The organism is Actinomadura darangshiensis (assembly GCF_004349235.1).
Classification (GTDB): Bacteria; Actinomycetota; Actinomycetes; order Streptosporangiales; family Streptosporangiaceae; genus Spirillospora; species Spirillospora darangshiensis.
Window position 1 is genome coordinate 1 of the sequence record NZ_SMKY01000080.1, and the last position, 23,142, is coordinate 23,142.

Sequence of the window (23,142 nt, forward strand, 5' to 3'; positions counted from 1 at the left end):
GCGCCGGGCCCCGCCGCATTGGCCGCATTCTGCCAATTAATTGTGGGCAACGTCACAAGGCGGCGGGCGGCGGCGATGATTGAACAATAATTTGAAAATATACCTTGTGTGATGCGGGTCCGAAAATCGCCCCGATGATCTCGGCGAAACGCGCGGACTTCGGTCTCCAGGGCGGCGGGTGACGTGCGCGGTCGGCCCGCCGCGCCGCCCGGCGGCGCCCCGCAAGTGGACGCTGACATGCGGTTTCCAGGACCGAACACCCTTGCACGGAGCGTGTCCGAGGCGCCCCGGGCTGCCCGGTCCGGCAACCCGGCGCGGCCCGGACTGCCCGGCAGTGCAGTTCAGCCGGACGCATTTCTGTAGCAGGATGACGGCCGTCCGGTCGGCTAATCCGCCCTTCCTGAGAAGGGTGTCCGGCGCCGATGTGCTCGGGTCCGTAAATGGAGGGGTGGCGCATGACCGCGTCCGTGCTCGAACGATTCCGCGAGCTGGCCGTCGACGAGGCCGATCCCTTCTACTTCGACCATCCGCTCGACCATGTGCCGGGGATGCTGCTGTTCAGCGGCCTGCTCGACCTGGCCGTCCGGGCGGACGGGACGCGGGCGCGCGGGCGGCGGCCGGGCCGCGTCGTCGCCGGCCTGGACTTCACCCGGTTCTGCGAGCTGGACCGGGGCACGACGCTGTCCTGCCGTCCGGTCCCCGGTGCGAACCGGGCCTGGACGGTCTCCGCGCGCCAGGGCGTCCGGGAGGTGTGCGCCGGCTCCATCGCGTTCGCTGACGAGACGCCGGAGACGCCTGCGGCAAGGCGGCGGGCCGGGGTTCCGGCACCGCCCCGCCGGGCGCCCGCGGACCTCGTCCACCGGCGCCGTGCGGAGAACATCCTGGTCGGGGAGCCGGTGCGGCGCGGCCGCGCGGTGGTGGAGGCCGCCGTCCTGCAGCCGCCCGCGGCCGAGGAGCCGCGGCCCGGGTTCCGCTCGCCGGTGGAGATCGTCGAGGCGGGCCGGCAGTTCGCCACGCTGCTGGAGCACGAGGAGCACGGCCGGCCCATGGACGCGACGCTGCTGTGGGTCGCGCTGCGCCTGGACATCCCGTACCGCGTCGGGCGCGACGTCCCTCTCGTGCTGCGCTGGCCCGTCGCGCGCGTCCCCGGCCGCCGCTCCCGCTGCGCGGCGACGCTCGCGGACGCCTCGACCGGCGCCCGCCTCGGAACGCTCGGCTACGAGGCGTACGCCGTGGGCCCGGAGCAGTACGAGCGCACCAGGGCGCGGTGACCAGCGCCATGAGGCTCCTGATGCTCGCGCCGCGCCTGCTGTTCATCGCCGGGGCGGGCGCGCTGACCGTCGGGATCGTCCTGCACGCGGGCAGGGAGGGCGCGGCGGAAACGGTCGCGACGGGCCTGCTGGCCGGCTACCTGGGCTGGCTGCTCCTGGAGGCTCCGGTGACGTTCCGCCGCACCGCCGCCCCGGCCGCCGACGGACGGACGCTGCTCCCGTACGCGCTGGCCCGCCTCCTGCTGGTCGCGTCGGCGTCGTTCGGGCCGCTGCCCTGGGGGCGGTGGTCGCCGTGGCTGCTCGCCCCGGCCGCCGTCTTCGCCGCCGGGGTGGCACTGCGGCAGGCCGCGATTCGCACGCTGGGCCGGTTCTACTCCCACCACGTGATGCGGCAGGACGGCCACCGGGTGGTGACGGGCGGGCTCTACGGCCTCGTCCGGCATCCGGCGTACGCGGGGATGCTGCTCGCCAACGCCGGCTTCGCGTGCTTCTTCCTCGACCCGGCCGGTGCGGCGGCGCTCGCGCTGCTGGCGTCGGCCGTGGCCTGGCGGATCAGGGTCGAGGAGCGCGCGCTCTGGGACGTTCCGGGCTATGCGCAGTACGCCGCGGGAAAGCCGCGCGTCCTGCCGAAGGTGTGGTGACGATGGGTGAGATCGGCCATAAGTTCGCGCGGCTGGAGTCCCTGCGGGCGGCGGGGTTCCCCGTCCCGGACTTCTTCTGCCTGCCCGCATCCGAGTTCGACCGCGCGCTCGGGGACCCGCGTCCGCCGTCCGCGCCGGTCGCGGACTGGTGCGCCTCGGCGGCGTCGGAGCTGGCGAAGGCCGTCCCGGACGGCTACCTCGCCGCCGCGCTGCTGGCCGCGTTCGACGAGCGCATCGGCGCCGCCGGGACGGCCGCCGTCCGCGCGTGCGTGGTGCCGGGAGGCGGAGGCGGGGGAGAGGACTCCGGCGACGACCCGTTCGCCGGGATGAGCGACAGCTTCCTGTACGTCCGGCGCGAGGGCCTGCTGGAGGCGGTGGCGCGCTGCTGGGCGTCGGCGTTCAAGCCCGAGGCCGTCCGATACCGCCTCCTGAAGGGCGTCGACCCCGCGGGCGCCAGGGTCGCCGTCGGCGTCCAGCGGATGGTGCCCGGGACGCGCTCGTTCGTCGCCTTCACCCGCGACCCCCGCGACGGGACGCGGCACCACGTCATCGCCGCCGCGCACGGGATCGGGGAGGGCGTCGTCCAGGAGAGGGCCGACGTCGACCACTTCTTCGTCGACCCCGCCGGGCGTGTCGCCGCCGAGCTCGTCGACAAGCGGCGCATGGTGGGTCCGCCCGCCGGCGGGGAGGCGGGCCCGCGAGCGGCCGACGTGCCCGGCGCCCTCAGGGAGCCGCCCGTGCTCACCGACGCCGAGGCCCGGCGGGTCGCCGACCTCGCCGCCCGCGTCGAGGAGCACTTCGGCCGCCCGCAGGACATCGAGGGGGCGATCACGCCGGACGGCGCCGTCCACCTCGTCCAGGCCCGCCCCCTCGCGCCGGCGGTGCGGGACGCCGGCCCCCGCGTCCACTTCGGCAGCCACAACATCACCGAGAGCTTCCCGGGCGTGTCGGGCGCCCTCACCTACTCGCAGGCCCGCATGTTCTACGAGCTGGCCTTCACCGACCTCTACCGGCGGATGGGCGTGCCGGCCCGGCGGCTGCGCGCCAACGCGCACCGGCTGCCGCGCATGGTCGGGCACCTCGACGGCCGCGTCCACTACCGGCTGGACGACTGGCAGGAGCTGCACGGCCAGCTCCCCGTGTTCGACCTCGTCCGCGACGGGTGGGAGGAGGCCATGGGCATCGCCGGCGGGCCGCGCGCGTCCCGGCGCGGGCCGCGATCGCGCGTCGCCGCCGCGCTGCCCGCGGTCGCCTGGCACGCGGCCGGGCACCGGCGCGCGACCGCGGAGTTCCTGCGCTGGTGGGACGGCCTGATGGCGGAGGTCCACGACCCGGCGGCCCGCCCGCTCGCCGGGCGGTCCCCGGAGGAGCTGATCGCCCTGTACCGGCGGATGTGGGCCGAGGTGTCGGTGCGCTGGGGCGTCACGCTCGCCAACGGGCTCTACGGCCTGCTCGCCATGCGGGCCGGGACCGCGCTGCTGCGGCGCTGGGCGGGCGCCGGTCCGGAGCTGCTCGTCGGGCTGCTGTGCGGGGGCCGCGAGAACCGGTCGCTCGCCGCCGCCCGCGCCGCGATCGCCCTCGCCGAGCGCGCCGCCGCGATACCGGACCTCAAGGCCGCGCTTCTCGCGGAACCCGGCGACGGCACCGAGGAAGAGCATCTGGCGGCCGTCTGGGACGGCATCGCCGCCGGCCGGTACGGCTCGCCCATCGCCGCGTCGGCCCGCGCCTACCTGCGGCGCTACGGGGACCGCGCGATGCACGACCTCAAGCTCGGCGAGCCCACCCCGCGCCAGCGGCCCTGGATGGTCGCCGGGACGATCGCGCCGTTCGTCCGGCGGGGCGCCACCGTCGCCGGCAGCCGGACGGACGAGGCGCGCGCCGCGGCCGATGCCCGGCGGCGGCTGCGGGCGGCCTGCCCCAACCCGGCGCGGCGCGCGGTGCTGCACGGCCTGCTGTCCTTGCTGCGGTGGTTCGTCCGGACGCGGGAGGACACCCGCTTCTGCCGCACCCAGCTGTTCGGCCTGTCCCGCGAGGTGCTGTGGCGGCTCGGCGCCGACCTTGCCGCGACCGGGGCCCTGGACGACCCCGCGGACGTCCTCGACCTCACCGCCGAGGAGGTCATCGGCGCGTTCGACGGCACCCTCCCCGGCGCCGACCTGCGCGGCCTCGCGCGCGTGCGGCGCGCCGAACGCGCCCGCCACCGGGACGTGCCGCCCCCGCCCGCCCTGTTCTCCGTCCCGGCCGGGCGCCCCGTCGCCGCGGTCCTCCCGCACGCCCGCCCGGCCGGCGAGCCCGCACGCGCGGACGGCGACGTCCTGCACGGGCTCGGATCCAGTGGCGGGACGGTCCGCGGCCGCGCCAAGGTCGTGCTCGACCCCGGCATCCCGCCCGCCGGGTGCGCGGGCCGGATCCTCCTCGCGCGCGAGACCGACCCCGGCTGGCTCTCCCTCATGATCGCCGCGTCCGGCCTGGTGGTCGAGCGCGGCACCCTGCTCTCGCACACCGCCGTCACGGGCCGGCTGCTCGGCGTGCCGACCGCGGTCGCGGTCGGCGGTGCCGTCGACCGCATCCCCGACGGCGCCTGGATCGAACTCGACGGGCGCGCCGGCACGGTCCGGGTCCTGGACCGGCGCGCCCCGCACTGACGGGCGCGCCGCCGGACCGCCGGCGCACCCTCGTACACCCCCGCACCAGCAGAGGAGCTTGCACGTGGACGACGGAGTGTTCGGCAGGGCCGCCCAGGAACGGGCGGTCGCCGAGGTCGAGGCCGAGATGGCGCGGCTGTGCGAGCTGCTCGCCGAGGGCCTCGCGATGGGGCTGGACGACGGCCGCGAGATGGTCGGCGGCGCCATGTCGGAGTTCCTCGTGGAGTTCGCCGACCTCGTCCGCGCCAAGGGCTCGCGTCCCGGCCTGAAAGGCATGATCACACTGCCGCTGCTGGTGCACGGGGCGGAGACCGGCGAGCCGGCCGCCGCGGCGCCCGTCGCGGTGGTCCACCTGCTCTGGTGGGCGTCGGCCCGCTACCTCGACGACCTCGCCGACGCCGCCGCGCCGGCCCCGGGCGGCGCCGCCGCCGGCAAGAAGGTGCTGACCGCCCTCGCCGTCGGCGCCCACCTGCCGGCCCGGCTCGTCACCGGACTGCCCGCCACCGGCGCCGTCCGCGCCGCGCTCGCCGGCGAGCTGTCGCGCTGCTGGCTGGACGCCGTGGACGGCCAGCTCCGCGACCTCACCGAGCGGGCGCCGGCCGCGACCCGCGAGTCGGTGCTGCGCAGCTACGAGGGCAAGACCGGCGCCCCCTACGCGATGGCCGCCGCGGCGGCGGCGTGCCTGGCCGGCGCCGACGGCCACCGGGTCGCGGGCTGGCGCGCGTACGGCCGCGCGCTCGGCGTGCTGCGCCAGCTCGTCAACGACCAGCGCGACATCGCCTCCGGCCGGCACGAGGACCTCGCCAACGGCACCGCGACGTACCTGCTCGTCCACCTGCTGACCGTGCTGCCCGCCGCGCGCCGCCGGGAGGCGCTCGCCCTGCACGCCGCCGCCCGCCACTCGGCGTCCGCGCGCGCCGAGCTGACCGCCTGGATGCTCGACGACGAGGTCATCGAGTCCTACGCCGCCTCCGTCGCGCCGCTGATCGGCCGCGCGCACGGCCTCCTCGACCTGCTAGGCGGCGATCCGGGCTGCGTCCGGGAACTGCACGGGCTGGTCGACGCGACCGTGGGCCACCTGCCCAGGTTCCGGCCGGCCGCGGCCTAGGGAGGACCGTCGATGACCGCTTCCGGCGGACTTCCGGACATCCTCACCGCGCAGTGCCCGCGGGTCGCCACCGCGATCCGGGAGGCCCTGCACGGCCACCCCGCCTACCAGCCGATCAGGCGGGCGGCCGGCCCGATGTTCGGCGGCCGCCGCGAGACCTGCGCGCGGCTGCTCGGCCTCGTCCTGCGCGGCGACCCCCTGCCCGCGGACGACTGGGACCGCTTCCGCGACCTCGGCGTCCTCGCGGCGCGGCAGGCGATCCCGCTGCCGGTGCTGTCGGAGGCGTGGGACCTCGCGCTCACCGCCGCGGCCCGCACCTGCTGGGTGATCGCGCCGCCCGGCCGCTTCGCCGAGATGGCCGAGCTCACCGCGCACGCGGCGCGGCTCGCCGTCGGCGCGCGGGAGGCGTGCATCCAGGGCTACGCGGAGGCGCCCCGCGCGGGGGCGCGGTCGCGTCCGCTGCGCCGCCTGCTCGCCGAGACGCTGATCGACGGCGCCCCCGCCGGCGCCATCGCGGAGGCGGCCGGCGTCCGGCTCGCGCCGTCCTACCTCGTCCTGCGGTGCGAGGCGCCCGCGCTCACCGCGGCCTCGCACTGGGAGCGGGAGAGCGACCGCCTGGAGTCCTGGGACGGCGTCCTGTACTCCGGCGACCTCGGCGGGCTGATCGTGCTGTTCCCCGCCGCCGAGCCGCTGCGCGCCGAGGACCGGTCCGCCGAGTTCACCGCCGGCCTCGCCGCCCGCACCCGCGGGCCGGTGCGCGCCGCCGAGTCCTACCGGCGCGGCGTCGCGAACATTCCGGCGGCGCTGGAGGAGGCGTCCCGCGTCCTGACCATCGTCAAGGCCATCCCGGACGCCGAGGACCGCCCCTACCGGGCGGACGAGCTGCTCGTCGAGCTGGCCATCCTCGGGCAGCCCGGCATCCGCGGCCGGCTCGCCGCCGTGCTGTCCCCGCTCGACGCCGGCACCGACCTGCGGCGGACGCTGGAGGTCCTGCTCGCCTGCAACCTCGACCGCGAGCGCGCCGCGCGGGAGCTGTGGATCCACCGCCGCACCCTGCACTACCGGCTGGACCGCATCCGCGACCTGTCCGGCGTCGACCCCAGCTCGGCGCGCGGCATCCAGCTGTTCCGCGCGGCGCTCACCTCGGCGCGGCTGGCCGGTGACCGCGTCCCGCGCGGGGAACGCGACGGCCACCGCGCCGAGGACGCCTCGCTGCCCCCGCCGCTGAGCGCCTGAAGGAGTCCGATGGAGTTCCCCCTGCCGCACCGTCCGGGCGTCCCGCTGGACGAGGGGCACCTGCGGCGCCTGCGCGAGCGCCCGCTGGTGCCCGTCGTGCTGCCGGGCGGCCGCGAGGCCCTGCTCGTCACCCGGCATGCCGACGTCCGGACGGTCCTGTCCGGCGACCGGTTCGGCCGCGGCGCCTGGACGGGCGGCACCCTCTTCGCCCGGACGCCGTCGTCCCTCGCCCTCGCCACCAGCGACCCTCCGGCGCACACCCGCCGCCGGAGGGCGGTCCAGCCGCGGTTCACGGCCCGCCGCGCCGAGGCGGACCGCCCCCGCATGGAGGCGCTCGCCGAACGCCTGCTGGACGAGATGGAGGCCGGCGGCCCGCCCGCCGACCTGATCGCCCGGTTCGCGACCCCGTTCCCGTACGCGGTCATCTGCGACGTGCTCGGCGTCCCCGCCGCCGACCTCGGCCACCTCCTGCCGTGGGCCGGCGCGATGATGTCGGCGGGCCACCACCCGCCCGGCGAGGTGCGGGCCGCCCACGAGGGCATGCGCGGCTACTTCGCCGGGAAGGTCACGGCGCGCCGGGCGCTGCCCGGAGCCGACATCCTCACCGAGCTTCTGCACGGCGGCGGCCTGTCCCGGGAGGAGATCGTCGTCTTCGGGTTCGGGCTGCTGATGGCGGGCGGCGAGACCACGTCGAACCTCCTGGCCGCCTGCGTCCTGGAACTGGCCTCGCGCCCCGGGCTCGCCGCCCGGCTGCGGGCCGACCCGTCCCTGGTCCCGTCCGCCGTCGAGGAGTTCCTGCGCTGGGTCTGGTTCGCCGGCACCGGCGGCCACCCCCACGTCGTCCTCGCCGATGCGGCCCTCGCCGGTACGCCCCTGGCGCGCGGCGACGTCGTCGTCCCCCTGACCGACGCCGCCAACCGGGACCCCGCCGCGTTCCCCCGGGTGGACGAGTTCGATCCCGCCCGCTCCCCGAACCCGCACCTGGGCTTCGGGCACGGCCGTCACATGTGCCTCGGCGCCGCGCACGCCCGCGCCGAACTCCAGATCGCCATCGCCGCCCTCCTGCGCCGCTTCGACGACCTGGCCCTGGCCGTCGACCCCGCCCGACTGGCCTGGCGGGATCGGATGTTCATCCGGGGGCTCTGGCGGCTCCCGGTCACCTGGAAGGCGCGGTGACCGTCCGCGTCGCCGCCCGGCTGGCGCGGTACGTCCGGGGCGCCTATCCGCCGGTGCCGTCCGCGATGGTGGCGCTGACGTGGGCGTACGGGATCGGTGGGCTGTTCGCGGCCGTCGACCCGGATGGGCCGGGCCGGCGACCGGGCGGCGGGACGGCCGTCGCGGCGGCGTCCGTCCTGGTCGACCTGTTGCTGATGCGGGCGCTGGACGACGTCCGCGACCTGGAGTACGACCGCCGGTTCCATCCCGGGCGCCCGCTGCCGGCCGGGGTGGTGCGCACCGGCGACCTGGCCGTGCTCTACCGCACCGGAGCAGTGGTGCTGCTCTTGCTGAACGCCGCGTGGCCGTGGCGCGCCGGGATCCTGCTCTGCCAGCTCGGCTACGCGGCCGGTGCGGCCGGCGTCCACCGGCGGTGGGGACGGCCGTCCGCCGACCGGCTGTTCACCAGCCTGCTGGTCGGCCTGCCCGCGCCGGTCCTCCTCCACCTCTACCTGTACGCCGGCTACCTGGACGAGACCGGGCAGCGCGCTGACCGGTACGGGCTCGTGGCCGTCGTCGTGGCGGTGCTCGCGGCCGGCCATCCGGAACTCGCCGGGAAGATCACGAGGGAGCCGCGCGCGGGGGAGCGGACCTACGTTTCGACCTTGGGCGTCCACGGGTCGGTGACGCTCGCGCTGGCCGTGCCGGTGCTGTCCGTCTGCCTCCTGGTGCGCTTCTCGCAGGCACCCGCCGGGTGGACGTCCGCCGCGGTGCTCCCGCTCGTCCTCCCGGCGCTCGGCGCGTGGAGGTTCCGGCGGGGCGGCCCGCGGTGGCCGCGCGCCGAGCCGCCGCTGTATCTGCTGCTGAGCTTCGCGGGCTACGCCGTGCTCGGCCTGACCCGCTGAGGGCGGCTCAGGTGAGGCCCATCTCCCGCATGACGGCCTCGAACTCCACCGCCATCGCGTCCGAGAGCGCCCGCGCGCCCGACAGCGGCCGGACCATGACGCAGAACTCGTCGATGAGCCCGGCGTCGTCGTGGTGCAGGAAGTCGCAGCCGTGCACCTCGCGGTCGCCGACCCGCGCCTTGAAGACGAGCGCGTGGTCGCGGCCGCCGCCGATCTCCCGGACGTAGCGGAAGTCGGTGAAGACCCGGGTCACCGCGCGCAGGATCGCGGTGACCGCCGGCCGCCCCTCGTACGGCGCGAACGCCACCGGGCTGAGGAACGTCACGTCCTCGGCCAGCAGCGCAGGGAGGGCGTCGAGGTCGCCCTTCTCGATGGCCGCGCGGAACGGGTGCATCGGGCCCCACCTCCATCGGCTCAGGTCGTCGGCACGCCTGAGGACGTGGCAAAGCCTATGGGCGCCGGCCCCCGGCCGCGATCACCGCGCCGGGCGGCGTCACGCGCCGGGCTGCAGCAGCACCTTGATGGCGCCGTCCTGCTTCTTCTGGAACATCTCGTACGCCCGCGGCGCCTTCTCCAGCGGCCAGCGGTGCGTCGCGAGGTCCATCACGCCGAGCGGGTCGGCGTCGTCGGTGACGAGCGGCATCAGCGTGTCGATCCACTTCTTCACGTGCGCCTGGCCCATCCGCAGCGCGATGCCCTTGTCGAACATCCGCAGCATCGGCAGCGGGTCGGTCATGCCGCCGTACACGCCGACGATGGAGATCGTCCCGCCGCGGCGGACGGCCTCGATCGCGGTGCCGAGCGCGGCCAGCCGGTCCACCCCGACCCGCTGCATCAGCGGCGCCGCGGAGTTGCCCGGCATCAGCCCGGTGAGGGTCTGCGCCAGCTTGGCGCCCGGCGAGCCGTGCGCCTCCATCCCGACCGCCTCGATCACCGAGTCGGTGCCGCGGCCGCCGGTGATCTGCCGGATCGCGTCCGGGACGTCGTCGGCGTCGTCCGCGTCGACCACCTCGATGCCGTGCCGGCGCGCCAACTCCAGCCGCTCCGGGACGAAGTCGACCGCGATCACGCGGTGCCCGAGATGGCGGGCGATCCGGGCGGCCATCTGCCCGATCGGGCCGAGGCCGAGGACGGTCACCGTCCCGCCGTCCGGGATGTCGGCCCAGTCGACGGCCTGCCACGCGGTCGGCAGCACGTCCGACAGGTAGACGAACCGCTCGTCCGGCGGGCCCTCCGGCACCTTGACCGGGCCGAAGTGCGCCTGCGGCACCCGCAGGTACTCCGCCTGCGCCCCCGGCACCTGCCCGTACAGCTTCGTGTAGCCGAACAGCGCCGCGCCCATGCCCTCCTCGCGGACCTGCGTCGTCTCGCACTGGGCGAACAGCTGCATGTCGCACATGTGGCAGCGCCCGCAGGAGATGTTGAACGGGATGACCACGCGGTCGCCGGGCTTGACGTGCGCGACGTCCGGCCCGGTCTCCTCGACGATCCCCATCGGCTCGTGGCCGAGCACGTCGCCCTCGCCGAGGAACGGCCCGAGCACCTCGTACAGGTGCAGGTCCGACCCGCAAATGCCGGAGGAGGTGACCCGGATGATCGCGTCGTCCGGTTCCTTGATCTTCGGGTCGGGCACGTTGTCGACGCGGACATCGCGCTTGCCGTGCCAGGTGACAGCCCTCATGGTGCCGTCCCTACCCCGGCGACCAGGGCGAAACGTCGCCCGCCCGGTGTCGCCCGCCCGGTGTCGCCCGCCCGGTCAGGGGCAGCGGTGGGCACCCGCCACCGCGCGGACCGCGGCCGTCCTGGTCGCCCACAGGTGGGGCGCGCCGGGCCGGTACGCCTCCGGCCCGGGACCGGGCCGCAGCCGGAAGCCGCGCGCGTCGTAGGCCTCCCAGCCCGCCCGGCGTCCGCGCAGGCCGAGGACGTGGGTCACGGTCCCGCCCGCGTGCCCCTCGTGCCGCAGCTGCCAGCGGTGGGCGTCCCGGTCGGCGGTGGTGAACTGGCACAGCCGCCAGCCGGGCGCGACGCGGTGCGCCAGGTCCAGCGTCACGAGCGGCTCGCCGTCGGCGGGACGCCGGGCGCGGGTCGGCGCGAGCTCGCCTGGCACGGGCTCCGGGGCGCAGTCAAGGACGACGAGGGTCAGCTCGCGGGCGGCCTCGGCCAGGGCGTGCGCCGCATCGGCCAGCCGCTGCTCCCGGACGAGCGGGACGACCGTGCTCGTGCTGCCGCGTGCCCGTGCGGTCTTTCTGCGCGCGGTGTCGAGGCGGTCGAGCGCGCGGGCCGCCTCGTCCCGCGCGGAGGCGACCCCCGTCCTGGTCTCGACGTCGCGTGTGTCGACGCGGCGTGTGTCGGCGCCGCCCTTGGGGGCCGGTTCCCTGGCCCGTGCGGTGAGCTTGTCGTGTGGCACCGGGGGGAGCTCCTTCGAAATCGCCGTTCTCCGGCGGCCTTCCCGAAGATCCGTGCCTCTACCGTGCCGCCGGCGCGTCCGCATGGACCGCTCCCGACTGACTACGTAAATGCGGGGTAAAGGGGGCTGCATGGAGGACCTCCCGCTGCGCGTCGGCGTGCTCGACATCGGCTCCAACTCGGCGCACCTGCGGGTCGCCGACCTCGCGCCCGGGAACCCGCCGCTGCCCGTCCGGTCGGTCAAGAGCGCCGTGCGGCTGGCCGAGGCCACCGACCGGCACGGCGTCATCGGCCGGCCCGCCGTCGGGCGGCTGATCGCCGCGGTGCGGGAGGCCGCCGCTGCCGCCGCCGCGCTCGACGTCGACGAGCTGGTCCCGTTCGCGACCTCCGCGCTGCGCGACGCCGCCAACCGCGACGACGTGGCCGCCGAGGTCCGCGCCGCCACGGGCGTCGCCCTCGGCTTCCTCACCGGCGAGCAGGAGTCGCGGCTGACCTTTCTCGCCGCCCGCCACTGGTACGGGTGGTCGGCGGGCCCGATGCTGCTCGCCGACATCGGCGGCGGCTCCATGGAGCTGGCCTACGGCGCGGGCCGCAGACCGGAGATCGCGCTCTCGCTGGCGCTCGGCGCGGGCCGCCTGACACGGCACCACCTGCCGCCGCGCCCTCCCGTACGCAAGCGCACCCGCAAGGCCCTGCGCGGACACGTCAGGTCCGTGCTGGCCGAGGCGACGACGGAGCTCGGGGAGCGTCCGGCACCGGTCCGCGCCGTGGCGACGTCCAAGACGTTCACCCAGCTCGCCCGGCTGTGCGGCGCGCCCAAGGCGAAGGCGGGCCCCTACCGCGAACGGCACATCGACCGGCGCGACCTGCACGGCTGGATTCCGAGGCTGGCCGAGCTGCCCGACGCCGAACGGGCCCGGCTGCGCGGGGTGAAGGCGTCGCGCGCCCACCAGATCCTCGCGGGCGCCATCGTGGCCGAGGCCGTCATGGACGTGCTCGGGCTCGACCGGCTCGCCGTCTGCCCGTGGGCGCTGCGCGAGGGCATCTTCTCCCACCGGCTGGACGAGCTGGCCGAGGGCCGCGCCCCCGGGCTCTTCGCCCGCGTTTGAAACCGGCCTCCCCGGCAAGTTGCCCGATGGGCTCGGACGAGGGAGGGGAGCGGCGGGATGACGGCCGTGCAGGGGAGGGACGACACCAGCGTCGCCGACGCGCTCGCGCGGCACCGCAAGGGCACGAAGGTCAGCCACATCCTGGCGACGACCGACCACAAGATGGTCGGCTACCTCTATCTGACGACCTCGTTCACCCTGTTCCTGATCGCCGGGGTCATGGCCATGCTGATGCGGGCCGAGCTGCTGGAGCCCGGGCTGCAGGTCGTGACCGACCAGCGGTACAACGAGCTGTTCACGATCCACGGCACGATCATGCTGCTGCTGTTCGCCACCCCGCTGTTCGCCGGGTTCGCGAACGTGATCGTCCCGCTGCAGATCGGCGCCCCCGACGTGGCGTTCCCGCGGCTGAACGCGCTCAGCTACTGGCTGTTCCTGTTCGGCGCGGTCATCGTGCTGTCGGGCTTCGTCGTACCGGGCGGCGCCGCGGCGTTCGGCTGGTTCGGCTACTCGCCGCTGACGTCGGCGACCTACTCGCCCGGCCTCGGTGGCGACCTGTGGGTGATGGGGCTGATCCTGTCCGGGTTCGGGACGATCCTGACCTCGGTCAACATGATCACCACGATCATCGCGATGCGCGCCCCCGGCATGGTCATGTTCCGGATGCCGATCTTCACCTGGAACGTCCTGCTGACCAGCCTGATGGCGCTGATGGCCTTCCCCGTCCTCGCCGCCGCGCTGTTCGCGCTGGAGGCGGACCGCAAGCTCGGCGCGCACATCTTCGACGCCTCGAACGGCGGCGCGATGCTGTGGCAGCACCTGTTCTGGTTCTTCGGCCATCCCGAGGTCTACATCGTCGCGCTGCCGTTCTTCGGCATCGTCACCGAGATCATCCCCGTGTTCGCCCGCAAGCCGCTGTTCGGCTACCTCGGCATGGTGGCGGCCACCGTCGCCATCACCGGCCTGTCCATGACGGTCTGGGCGCACCACATGTTCGCCACCGGCCAGGTCCTGCTGCCCTTCTTCTCGATCACCTCCTTCATGATCGCCGTGCCGACCGGGATCAAGTTCTTCAACTGGGTCGGCACCATGTGGAAGGGGCAGCTGTCGTTCGAGACGCCCATGCTGTTCGCGGTCGGCTTCCTCGTCACGTTCCTGTTCGGCGGGCTGACCGGGGTGATCCTCGCGTCCCCGCCGCTGGACTTCCACGTCACCGACTCCTACTTCGTCGTCGCGCACTTCCACTACGTGCTGTTCGGCACCGTCGTGTTCGCCATGTTCGGCGGGTTCTACTTCTGGTGGCCGAAGATGACCGGCCGGATGCTCCACGAGGGCTGGGGCAAGATCCACTTCTGGTCGCTGTTCGCCGGCTTCCACACGACGTTCCTCGTCCAGCACTGGCTGGGCGCGGAGGGCATGCCGCGCCGCGTCGCCGACTACGCCGACCAGTTCGCCCCGCTGAACTTCGTCTCGTCGATCGGCTCGTTCGTCCTCGGCGCGTCGACGTTCGCGTTCCTGTGGAACGTCCTGCGCACCTGGCGGCGCGGCGAGAGGGCCGAGACGGACGACCCGTGGGGCACCGGCGGCTCGCTGGAGTGGGCGACCTCCTGCCCGCCCCCGCGCCACAACTTCACGTCGATGCCGCGGATCCGCTCCGTCCGCCCCGCGTTCGACCTGCGCTACCCGCCGAAGGAGCCGCCGCAGGAGGCCGAGCCGGCGCTGCCTCCGCCGGCCGAGGGGTCCTGAGCCGGCGCGTCACCCGCCGCTCTGGCCGTTCTCCGGCTTCTGCAGGTCGCCCTGGCCGCCGCCGTGCGACTCGGCCTGGTAGTTCAGGTAGAAGCGGTTGACGCGGGTGCGCACCTGGGTGCGGGCGCGGTCGGGGGTCGGCAGCGGGAGGACGTGGTGCGGGTAGGGCGCGACCAGCTCGCCGGGCCGCCGGATCTCCAGGACGGCCTCGGCGTCCTCGGACGGCTGCTCGTGCCGCTCCTCGAACCCGCCGTCGGGACGGAGCGAGATGAGGCCGCTCTCCACGCCCTCATCGCGTACCCGCAGGTCGCGGCGCTGCAGGCTGAGGCAGACGCGCCGGGTGATGGCGAAGGCCGCGATCGGGAAGACGAAGAACCCGATTCGGAAGAACCAGGTCGTCCAGAACAGCGGGACCTTGAAGGTGTAGGCGAGGACGTCGTTGCCGCCGGCGGCCATCAGGTTGCCGTACCAGACGATGACCGCGACGCCGATCGCGGTCCGGGTCGGGGCGTTGCGCGGCCGGTCGAGCAGGTGGTGGAGGCGTTCGTCTCCGGTGGCCCAGCGTTCCGCGAACGGGTAGAGCCCGATGAGCGTGAAGAACGCCCCGGGCAGGATGATGGTCGGCACCAGCACGTTCCAGGAGATGGTGTGCCCGGCGACGGTCGTCGACAGCGGCGCCATGATGCGCAGCGACCCTTCGAGGAACCCGACGTACCAGTCGGGCTGGGAGCCGGTCGAGACCTGGTCCGGCTCGTACGGCCCGTACAGCCAGACCGGGTTGATCTGCAGGAACGCCGCCATCGCGGCCAGGATGCCGAACGCGAAGAGGAAGTAGGACGTGCTCTGCGCGGCGAAGTGCGGGAACGTCGGCTCGCCGGCGACCGCGCGCTCCCGGCGCCCCCTGCCGGGGAAGATGGTGTGCGTCTGGTGCCAGAGGATCATCAGGTGAGCGGTGATGAGCACCAGCAGGATCCCGGGGATCAGCAGGATGTGCAGGGTGAACAGCCGCGGGATGAACTCCTCGCCGGCGGGGAACTCGCCGCCGAAGGCCCACATGCTGACGTAGGTGCCGACGAGGGGGATCGAGAGCATGATGCCCTGGGCGATGCGCAGGCCGGTGCCCGACAGCAGGTCGTCGGGCAGCGAGTACCCGGCGAACCCCTCGGCGAGGGCCAGCGCGAACAGCGTGGTGCCGATCACCCAGTTGATCTCACGCGGCTTGCGGAACGCGCCGGTGAAGAAGATGCGCAGGAGGTGGGCGCAGATCGCGGCGAGGAAGATGTTGGCCGCCCAGTGGTGGATCTGCCGCATCAGCAGCCCGCCCCGGATGTCGAACGAGATGTGCAGCGTGGACGCGTACGCCTCGCTCATCCGCACGCCCTTCAGCGGCGCGTACGACCCGTCGTAGACCTGGACGGCGCCGCTCGGCTTGAAGAACAGCGTCAGGAACACCCCGGTGAGGATCAGGATGACGAACGAGTAGAGCGCGGTCTCGCCGAGCAGGAACGACCAGTGCTTGGGGAAGGCCTTCCGGATGTTCTTGTCGAGGAACTCCGTCGAACCCAGCCGGTCGTTGACGCCCCAGAAGAGCTTCTCCAGCCTCTCGGCCTTCGCCCCGCTCCCGTCCTGCCCAGCCATAGGGGTCTCCCCGCGCCGAGAATGGAATTCCGCTGGCCAGGTACCCGGGGCGGTGTCGGGCAAACGCCGCCCGGAAGGGGTCAGGCGCTCGCGGCGTACAGCACTTCGCGCATGCCGGGGAGCGCCTCCCGGTCGGCCCGCCACACGAGGCGGAGGCTGAGGGCGGGCGTGCCGAGCGCCAGCCGGACGAGGGTTCCGGCGGCCAGCCGGTCCCGGACGGCGAACTCGGGGACGAGCGCGATGCCGAGACCCCGTTCGGCCCACGACGCCATGACGGTCACGCTGCCCGCCCTGACCCGCTCGACGGCCGGGCCGAACAGCCGCTCGCCGGCCATGTGGAACGAGCATGCCGGCACGTTGACCAGGAACTTCTCGTCACGCAGGTCCGCGGCGGCCACGTGGGCCGCGCCGGCGAGCGGGTGGTCCGGCGCGGCGACCAGGGCGAGCGGCACCGGCTCCAGGTCGGCGAAGTCCAGCGGGGCGGGCGGCGGCGCGAAGCCGAGCCCGCCGACGTCGCCGCCCGCGTCCAGCAGCAGCGCGGCCTCCAGCTCGCCGGCGGCGACGGCGGCGAGGAGCTGGTCGCGGGCCGCGTCGGACCTGACGTCCACCCGCAGGCCGGGCCGCCGCTCCGCCAGGCGCGCCAGGACGCCGGGCACGTGCGTCGCGGCGATCGACTCCAGCGCGCCGAGCCGCAGTACCGGGCCCTCCCCGGCGACCTCGGCGCGCGCCTGCTCGGCCTGCCGGAGCAGCCGCCGCGCCCAGCCCCGCATGCGCTCGCCCGCCGCGGTGAGCTCCATGCCCTTCGGGCCGCGGTCGAACAGGGCGACACCCAGGGACTTCTCCAGCGTGCGGATCTGCTCCGACACCGATGACGGCGCGAGGCCGAGGGCGTTGGCGGCGTCGGTGACGGTCCGGTGGGCGACGACGGCCTCGAACGTCCGGAGCTGGCGCAGTTCCATGCCGGTGCCAACCCCGGCCGTCCGTTCGGATATTCCGAACGCTCCATGCGGCTGTGCCGGTGGAGCGCGGCGGCCCGGATTTCCAGACTTGGCCGTCATGAGCTCGGTTCTCTCACACACGTCCGCGGACGCCCGCGCCGGACGGCGCCGCCCCGCGCTGCTGGGCATCTCGCTCGGATACTTCATGGTGCTGCTCGACACGACCGTCCTGGCGGTGGCCGAACCCGACCTGGCCCGCTCCCTGCACGGGACGGTCGCGGGTCTGCAATGGGCCGTCACCGGCTACACCGTCGTGTTCGGTGCGCTGCTGCTGTCGGCGGGCGCCGTCGCCGACCGGTACGGCGCCCACCGCGTGTTCCGCGCCGGGATCGCCGTCTTCGGCGCCGGGTCGCTGCTCAGCGCCGCCGCCCCCGACCTGTGGTCGCTCGTCGCGCTCCGCGCCGTGCTCGGCGTCGCCGCGGCCGCCTGCGTCCCGGCGTCCATGGCCATGATCGCGCGGCTCTACCCGGTGCCCGCCGACCGCGCCCGTGCGGTGGCGACCTGGGCCGCGACCAGCGGCGCGGCGCTGGCCGCCGGCCCCATCGCGGGCGGCGCCCTCGTCGGCCTCGCCGGCTGGCGGGCGATCTTCCTGATCAACGTGCCGCTCGCCGTCGTCGTCCTCGCCCTGGTCGCCGGACGGTCCGTGCACTGCCCGCACGGCTCCCGCACCATCGACTGGCCCGCGCAGCTCCTCGCCTGCGCCGCGCTCGGCCTGCTGACCGACGCCCTCATCGCCCTCGGGGACGGCTCGGCCGCGCACGCGGCCTGCTCGGCGGCCGGGACGGTCGCCGCCGGTGCCGCATTCGCGGTCCGGGAACGGAGGAGCGTCGCACCGGTTCTGGTGCCGGCCGTGCTGCGGGCGCCCGGAATGCCCGCCGCGCTCGCCGCCGGAGCGGCCGTCAACTTCGTCATGACCGGCGTGCTGTTCGTCCTGCCGCTGGTGTTCCAGCAGGCCCTCGGGCTGACGCCGTTCCAGACCGGGCTCGCGTTCCTGCCGATGACCCTGCCGTTCGCGTTCAACCCGCTGCTCACCGGGCGGATCGTCGCGAAGAGCGGGCCGCGCCGTCCCGTCCTCGCCGGGCTCGGCCTGCTGACCGCCGGGGGAGTGCTGCTCGGGGCGGTGCTGACGGGCGGCGCGTCCTATCCGCCCCTCGTCGCGGGCCTGCTCTGCACCGGCTTCGGCGTGTCGTTCGCCCTGCCCGCCCTCGCCACCACGGTCGTCACGACGGCGCCCGACGGCACGGCGGGCGCCGCGGGCGGTCTGCTCAACGCCGTCCGGCAGCTCGGCGCCACCCTCGGCGTCGCCATCATGGGCGCGTTCGCGTCGGTCGGCGCGGGCTCGGGCGACTCCGCCCACGCGCTGTTCCTCGCCGCCGCCGTCTGCGCCGCCGTGCTGCTCCTCACGCCACGCGCGGGTTCGCGGCGGACGCCCTGAGATCGTGCCGCAGGTCGCGGATGTCGGCCCGCAGCCGGTCGGCGGCCAGCGGATCCGGTTCCAGGCCGCCGAGCCCGTCCTCGATCAGGTCGAGCTCGGTGGCCCGGAGCCGGGAGAGCAGCCGGCGAGGCTCCCCGGCCGGCACGTCCCACCGCTCCTTGCGGCGCCACTTGCGGAACGCGAGGACATGCCCCTCGCCCGGCACGAACACGCCGCTCGCGGTCTCCGCGTTCACCGTCCGCCGGAAGTGCGACAGGTACCGGCGCCTGGCCAGGCGGTAGGCGACGATCGCCGCGACCAGGATCGGCGCGCCCTTCACCGGCATCAGCGCCAGCCCGGACAGGACGGGCGCGTCCCACCACGAGTGCAGCGCCATCGCGAGGACGAGCGCGCCCGCCGCGGCGGCCAGGTTCGTCCGCGACACCCGCCCGATCAGGCAGCCGAGGCCCGCGCCGCCGACCGCCGTCATCGCCCAGTGGCTCCACCACGCCCCGCCGACCACCCGGCTGCCGAAGGAGAAGAACGCCGCGTTCGCGTCCTGCGTCGCCCCCGTCAGCACGATCGTGTTCAGCACGTACAGGAAGTTCTCCGCGAACTGGAACCCCAGGCCGGACAGCGCCCCGTACCCCCAGCCGTCCAGCGGCCCCCGGACGGCGGACGGCGCCATCAGCGCCAGCACCACGACGCCGAGCAGCTTGAGGATCTCCTCGTCCACCGGCGCGGCGATCGCCGCGCCCCACGTCGAGTTGAACCCCGGCCCGGCCGTCTTGCCGATGACCGCCTGAAAGGCCGCGTTCGCGGGCAGCGCCGTCCCGAACGCGGCCAGCCCGCCCCACGCCACCGCGATCAGCGCGTACCCGAGCGGGCGCGACCGCACCGGATGCAGCCGCCGGACGATCCACACCGCCCCGGCCAGCGTCGGCGCCAGCAGCGCGACCCCGGCGATCGCCCCGCCCGGGAACGCCGCGACGTGCGCGCCGATCCCGCGGAACGCGACCCAGGCGCCGAGCAGGCACGCCGCCGCCCACAGCCAGAACGCGGGACGGTGCGCCAGGGCGTCACGCGCCATCATCGCCATGGCGCCGCGATCCTGACCGTCCGCGTCATCGCCTCGACCTGCCCGGCCACGTCCCGGAAGGCGCGCGGCGGGCCCGACGCCGTCACCGTGGCGCCGAGCGTGTCCCTGGCGAACACGGCCGCCGTGCCGGCGCGCTCGGGACCGGCGAGCCGTCCCGTCAGCCCGGTGAGGCCGTGCGCGGTCGTGATCGGCGCGGGCTGCGTGCGCAGGCGCGAATGCCCGCCGGCGGCGACGATGCGGCCGAGCCCGTCCCACAGCCTCCCCGCGTCCAGCGGGCCGAGCGGGATCACGACGCTGAGGTTGAAGACCACGTCGTCGCTGGTCAGCTCGATGTTGTTGGTGAGCGAGGTCTCGGCCCTGTTCAGCACCCAGCCGGCGGACGGGACCGTGAACGTCACCGGGCGGACGCCGTCCCGCTCCGTCCCGGCCGACAGCACCGTCCCGGGGGCCAGCGGCCTTCCGCGGTCGCCGAGGGCCTCGTCCAGCAGGGGCAGCCCCGCGCCGAGGACGAGCAGCACGAGCGCCACGACGCCCGTGCCCCACCATCTCACCCGCGCCACGCAACCCCCCGATGACGTGCGCTGCGGGAATGCCCCTTGACAGGCGCCCTAAACAAGATCAGGGCGCGCGGGTCACCAGTGCGCGGGCCTGTCCAGCCCCGCCGGCAGGCGGGTCGCGGCGTCGCCGCGCGCCGAGGCGAGCTGCGGCCGGGTCAGGAAGAGCGCGCCGGTGAGGTCGGCGCCCCGCAGATCGGCGTCCCGCAGGTCCGCCCCGATCAGGTCGGCCGCCCGCAGGTCGGCGCCGCGCAGGTCGGCCGCGATCAGGTACGCGCCGCGCAGGTCGGCGCCGCGCAGGTCGGCGTTCCTCAGCTTCGCCCCGATGAGGTCCGCGCCCCGCCGGTTCCTCTTCCGGCCGGGGACGCCGGCCCTGGCGAGTTCACTCGCCCGCCGCAGCAGGACGTTCGCGCTCTCCCGCACCGCGCCGACGTCCACCTCGGCGAGTTCGCCGGGGCCGCCCCGCGTCAGGCGCTCCACGTCGTCGAACGTCCGCCGCAGGTCGTCGCGGATCGGCTCGGCCGACGGCATCGCGATGGCCTCGTCCAGGTACCAGAGGACCTCGTGGAGGTGCCGCATGACGGGGAACACCGCGAACATCCGGCGTGCGACGTCCCGGTCCTGCCGCCAGTCCCGGCCGCCGAAGGTCTGCTGCGACACCTTCTGACCGGCGCCGAAACAGTCGAAAACAGTACAACCCGCGAACCCGCGCTCCCGGAGGCCGGCGTGGATGCCGCAGCGGAAGTCGTCCAGCAGGTTGCGGCACGGCTCGCCCGCGTCCTTGTCCACGGCGAAGTCGGCCGACCTGGCGAACGGGAGCGCCACGCAGCACAGCCCGGAACAATTCGCGCAGTCGGCCGTCAGATCGAGCCTCTCCGGCAACTCGTGATCCCCCGCCCCTGGACGACGCTCCATTCTCACGCCTGGCCGGCCATGCCGCGAACGCCGGCTACGCCGCGTCGTGGAACACCAGGCCGAGGGTGCGCCTGCCACCGGACCGGACGACGCTGACGCCGTGCCGCATCGGGGCCGCCGACCAGCCGCGCTTCGTCCGCACCGGCCGGTCCCGCGTCGTGAAGACCAGCCCGCGGCCGCGGGGCAGCAGCGTCGACGTCCCGCGGGACTGGGCGCGAGCCCGCTGCTCCACCATCAGGAACTCGCCGCCGGTGTAGTCGGCGCCCGGCTCGTCCAGGCCGATCACCACCTGGAGCGGGAACACCAGGTCGCCGTAGAGGTCGCGGTGCAGCGCGTTCCAGTCGTCCCGCCCGTACCGCAGCAGGATCGGCGTCGGCTTCGTCTGGCCCGCCGCGTGGCACATCTCCAGCCACTCCGCCAGGGTGTCCGGCCAGGGCGCGGGACGTCCCAGTCTGGCCGCCCAGGTGCGGGCGATCGGCAGCAGCCGCGGATACAGCGCCGCGCGCAACTCCGCGACCGGCTCCGGGAACGGCTCGGCGAAGTACCGGTACTGCCCGGCGCCGAACCGGTACCGCTCCATGTCGATCGTCGAGCGAAAGCGTCCCGCCTCGTCGTAGAGGGCGGCGACGGCCGCGCATTCGTCCTCGGTGAGAAGCGGTGCCGTCAGCGCGCTGCCGTAGGCGTCCATCTCGCCGGCGAGCGCGGCCCAATCGGCCTCCGCGACCCTGCTCGCGTAGATGCTCATGCCCGGTGAACACCGCCGCCGCCCGGAACGTTGCAGGGGTGGGATACAGTTGCCCGCGCCCATGTCAGAGCCCCTCACCGCATCGGTCGTCTCCCGGCTGCGCGCCGCAGGCTGCGTGTTCGCCGAGGACGAGGCACGGCTGATCCTGTCCACCGCCGGCGACGACGGCGACGTGTCGGCCATGGTGGAACGGCGCGCGGCGGGGGAGCCGCTCGAACACGTCCTCGGCTGGGCGGAGTTCCGCGGGCTGCGGATCGCCGTCGAACCCGGCGTCTTCGTGCCCCGCCGCCGCACCGAGTTCCTCGTCCGGCGGGCCGCCGCACTCGCCCCGCCGCGTCCCGTCGTCCTCGACCTGTGCTGCGGCTCCGGCGCGCTGGGCGCCGCGCTCGTCTCCGGCCTGGACGAGTTCGCCCTGCACGCCGCCGACATCGAACCCGCCTCGGTGCGCTGCGCCCGCCGCAACATCGCGCCGTTCGGCGGCCTCGCCTACGAAGGCGACCTCTTCGAGCCGCTCCCGGACGCGCTTCGCGGACGCGTCGACGTGCTGCTCTGCAACGTCCCCTACGTCCCGACGGGGGACGTCGGGCTGATGCCCGCCGAGGCGCGCGACCACGAGCCGCTGGTGGCGCTCGACGGCGGCCCGGACGGCCTCGACGTCCTGCGCCGCGTCACCGCCGAGGCACCGCGGTGGCTCGCCCCGGGCGGCCACCTGCTGTTCGAGACCAGCGAGCGGCAGGTCCCGGACGCGGTCGCGGCCGTCGACGCGGGCGGGCTCGCGGCCGCGGTCGCGACGTCCGAGGAGTTCTATGCCACCGTCATCGTCGGCACCAAATCCGTGTAAAACCCGGCACACGGGTACAGGTCGCTATAGGACGACCTGAAGGAGTGAAATAAAATGCGCCGCATCAGTGCAGCGCTCAGCGCCATCATCGGCACGATCGTCAGCATCGTGACTCTGCCGTTCCGGGTTCTGCAGCGGCTGTTCACCCCCTCGCGCGGACGCTCCACCCGGTCCCGGCGCAAGGCGGTCTGACACAACGACCGACCGCCCCGGGCCACTCATCCAGAATGGCCCGGGGCGATCCCATGCGAAAAAGACGTTGCGCGATCACGCGGCGTCTCGCACCATATGAGTAACGGACTGGACGGCACGAAGAAGGGAGCGGCGGACATGGCCGCGATCACCGCGCACCGGGCGTCGCGGCCCTTCGGGGCCGGTCAGCGGCGGGGCGTCATCGCCAACGCCTCCGGGTAGAGCCTTCTGAAGGTTCCTCCGGAGGCCGCCAGGGAGAGATCCCGGCGGCCTTTTCCATGCACTCCAAGGGTCAGTAGCTCAATTGGGAGAGCACCCGCCTTGCAAGCGGGCAGATGCCGGTTCGAATCCGGCCCGATCCACGTAGGACTGGACCGGCGGGAGTAACGACCCCCGGCCGGTTCTCCAGTGCCCACAGGCGGGCGGACGCCACCGCCCGCCGCGGGCACCCGTGCTGGATCATCCAATGGCAGGATGCGTGACTCTGAATCACGTCATGCAGGTTCGACCCCTGCTCCAGCAGC

22 protein-coding genes and 2 tRNA genes are annotated in these 23,142 nt (G+C 74.7%); 15 read left to right on the top strand and 9 right to left on the bottom strand.

Features of this window, described 5'->3' with window-relative positions; genetic code table 11:
- Positions 1–455: 455 nt before the first annotated feature.
- The 7 genes from E1293_RS18965 to E1293_RS18995 all read left to right on the top strand — a co-directional run bounded on the left by E1293_RS18965 (position 456) and on the right by E1293_RS18995 (position 8,961).
- The gene (locus tag E1293_RS18965; protein ID WP_165978287.1) at positions 456–1,271 is read left to right on the top strand and encodes an AfsA-related hotdog domain-containing protein; all 816 of its coding nucleotides are present in this window, start codon (positions 456–458) and stop codon (positions 1,269–1,271) included.
- Positions 1,268–1,912 (top strand): methyltransferase family protein, encoded by a 645-nt coding sequence (locus tag E1293_RS18970; protein WP_132198761.1) that lies wholly within the window; start codon positions 1,268–1,270, stop codon positions 1,910–1,912. Before E1293_RS18965 ends, E1293_RS18970 begins: the two co-directional genes overlap by 4 nt.
- 2 nt (positions 1,913–1,914) lie before the next feature.
- Positions 1,915–4,557, top strand: a complete 2,643-nt coding sequence (locus tag E1293_RS18975; RefSeq protein ID WP_132198762.1) for a PEP/pyruvate-binding domain-containing protein — start codon at positions 1,915–1,917, stop codon at positions 4,555–4,557.
- A gap of 64 nt (positions 4,558–4,621) precedes the next feature.
- Positions 4,622–5,665 (top strand): polyprenyl synthetase family protein, encoded by a 1,044-nt coding sequence (locus tag E1293_RS18980; protein WP_132198763.1) that lies wholly within the window; start codon positions 4,622–4,624, stop codon positions 5,663–5,665.
- Between the two features lie 12 nt (positions 5,666–5,677).
- Positions 5,678–6,901: a PucR family transcriptional regulator gene (locus tag E1293_RS18985; RefSeq protein ID WP_132198764.1), complete on the top strand. Its 1,224-nt coding sequence runs from the start codon at positions 5,678–5,680 to the stop codon at positions 6,899–6,901.
- Positions 6,902–6,910: 9 nt separating this feature from the next.
- Positions 6,911–8,077 (top strand): cytochrome P450, encoded by a 1,167-nt coding sequence (locus E1293_RS18990; RefSeq protein WP_132198765.1) that lies wholly within the window; start codon positions 6,911–6,913, stop codon positions 8,075–8,077.
- Positions 8,074–8,961 (top strand): UbiA prenyltransferase family protein, encoded by an 888-nt coding sequence (locus E1293_RS18995; RefSeq protein WP_132198766.1) that lies wholly within the window; start codon positions 8,074–8,076, stop codon positions 8,959–8,961. Before E1293_RS18990 ends, E1293_RS18995 begins: the two co-directional genes overlap by 4 nt.
- Before the next feature lie 7 nt (positions 8,962–8,968).
- Here the strand turns inward: E1293_RS18995 and E1293_RS19000 are convergent, their stop codons facing one another.
- The 3 genes from E1293_RS19000 to E1293_RS19010 all read right to left on the bottom strand — a co-directional run bounded on the left by E1293_RS19000 (position 8,969) and on the right by E1293_RS19010 (position 11,368).
- A complete protein-coding gene (locus E1293_RS19000) occupies positions 8,969–9,355 on the bottom strand; it encodes a nuclear transport factor 2 family protein (protein WP_132198767.1) in 387 nt (128 codons plus the stop codon).
- A gap of 99 nt (positions 9,356–9,454) precedes the next feature.
- A complete protein-coding gene (locus E1293_RS19005; RefSeq protein ID WP_132198768.1) occupies positions 9,455–10,642 on the bottom strand; it encodes a zinc-dependent alcohol dehydrogenase in 1,188 nt (395 codons plus the stop codon).
- Between the two features lie 75 nt (positions 10,643–10,717).
- Positions 10,718–11,368, bottom strand: a complete 651-nt coding sequence (locus tag E1293_RS19010; RefSeq protein ID WP_132198769.1) for a hypothetical protein — start codon at positions 11,366–11,368, stop codon at positions 10,718–10,720.
- A 130-nt stretch (positions 11,369–11,498) separates the two neighbouring features.
- Between E1293_RS19010 and E1293_RS19015 the strand changes: the two genes are divergently transcribed.
- Together E1293_RS19015 and ctaD are read left to right on the top strand one after the other, a co-directional pair.
- A complete protein-coding gene (locus E1293_RS19015) occupies positions 11,499–12,476 on the top strand; it encodes a Ppx/GppA phosphatase family protein (protein ID WP_243716327.1) in 978 nt (325 codons plus the stop codon).
- A 57-nt stretch (positions 12,477–12,533) separates the two neighbouring features.
- Positions 12,534–14,222, top strand: a complete 1,689-nt coding sequence (ctaD, locus tag E1293_RS19020) for an aa3-type cytochrome oxidase subunit I (protein ID WP_132198770.1) — start codon at positions 12,534–12,536, stop codon at positions 14,220–14,222.
- Between the two features lie 9 nt (positions 14,223–14,231).
- Here ctaD and qcrB read toward each other — a convergent pair whose 3' ends face one another.
- A complete protein-coding gene (qcrB, locus tag E1293_RS19025; protein WP_132198771.1) occupies positions 14,232–15,860 on the bottom strand; it encodes a cytochrome bc1 complex cytochrome b subunit in 1,629 nt (542 codons plus the stop codon).
- An 80-nt stretch (positions 15,861–15,940) separates the two neighbouring features.
- Positions 15,941–16,819, bottom strand: a complete 879-nt coding sequence (locus E1293_RS19030) for a LysR family transcriptional regulator (protein ID WP_132198772.1) — start codon at positions 16,817–16,819, stop codon at positions 15,941–15,943.
- A 97-nt stretch (positions 16,820–16,916) separates the two neighbouring features.
- On the opposite strand from E1293_RS19030, the gene E1293_RS19035 reads away from it, so the two are divergent.
- The gene (locus E1293_RS19035; RefSeq protein WP_132198773.1) at positions 16,917–18,293 is read left to right on the top strand and encodes an MFS transporter; all 1,377 of its coding nucleotides are present in this window, start codon (positions 16,917–16,919) and stop codon (positions 18,291–18,293) included.
- Here E1293_RS19035 and E1293_RS19040 read toward each other — a convergent pair.
- The 4 genes from E1293_RS19040 to E1293_RS19050 all read right to left on the bottom strand — a co-directional run bounded on the left by E1293_RS19040 (position 18,259) and on the right by E1293_RS19050 (position 21,585).
- A complete protein-coding gene (locus E1293_RS19040) occupies positions 18,259–19,371 on the bottom strand; it encodes a PrsW family intramembrane metalloprotease (protein ID WP_165978288.1) in 1,113 nt (370 codons plus the stop codon). The two genes, E1293_RS19035 and E1293_RS19040, sit on opposite strands and share 35 nt — an antisense overlap.
- Positions 19,362–19,931, bottom strand: coding sequence for a hypothetical protein (locus tag E1293_RS47535; RefSeq protein WP_165978289.1), 570 nt, complete (start codon positions 19,929–19,931; stop codon positions 19,362–19,364). Before E1293_RS47535 ends, E1293_RS19040 begins: the two co-directional genes overlap by 10 nt.
- A gap of 72 nt (positions 19,932–20,003) precedes the next feature.
- On the bottom strand, positions 20,004–20,840 hold the full coding sequence (locus E1293_RS19045) for a pentapeptide repeat-containing protein (RefSeq protein ID WP_132198775.1): 837 nt from the start codon (positions 20,838–20,840) through the stop codon (positions 20,004–20,006).
- A gap of 34 nt (positions 20,841–20,874) precedes the next feature.
- Positions 20,875–21,585: a 2OG-Fe(II) oxygenase gene (locus tag E1293_RS19050; protein WP_132198776.1), complete on the bottom strand. Its 711-nt coding sequence runs from the start codon at positions 21,583–21,585 to the stop codon at positions 20,875–20,877.
- A gap of 61 nt (positions 21,586–21,646) precedes the next feature.
- On the opposite strand from E1293_RS19050, the gene E1293_RS19055 reads away from it, so the two are divergent.
- The 5 genes from E1293_RS19055 to E1293_RS19065 all read left to right on the top strand — a co-directional run bounded on the left by E1293_RS19055 (position 21,647) and on the right by E1293_RS19065 (position 23,141).
- Positions 21,647–22,426 (top strand): putative protein N(5)-glutamine methyltransferase, encoded by a 780-nt coding sequence (locus E1293_RS19055; protein ID WP_132198777.1) that lies wholly within the window; start codon positions 21,647–21,649, stop codon positions 22,424–22,426.
- 54 nt (positions 22,427–22,480) lie between these two features.
- Positions 22,481–22,618, top strand: a complete 138-nt coding sequence (locus E1293_RS47540) for an LPFR motif small protein (RefSeq protein WP_165978290.1) — start codon at positions 22,481–22,483, stop codon at positions 22,616–22,618.
- A 96-nt stretch (positions 22,619–22,714) separates the two neighbouring features.
- Positions 22,715–22,840, top strand: coding sequence for a hypothetical protein (locus tag E1293_RS50225; RefSeq protein WP_279473259.1), 126 nt, complete (start codon positions 22,715–22,717; stop codon positions 22,838–22,840).
- Between the two features lie 67 nt (positions 22,841–22,907).
- Positions 22,908–22,980 (top strand) — tRNA-Ala (locus E1293_RS19060).
- A 90-nt stretch (positions 22,981–23,070) separates the two neighbouring features.
- Positions 23,071–23,141, top strand: a tRNA-Gln gene (locus tag E1293_RS19065).
- Position 23,142 lies beyond the last annotated feature (1 nt).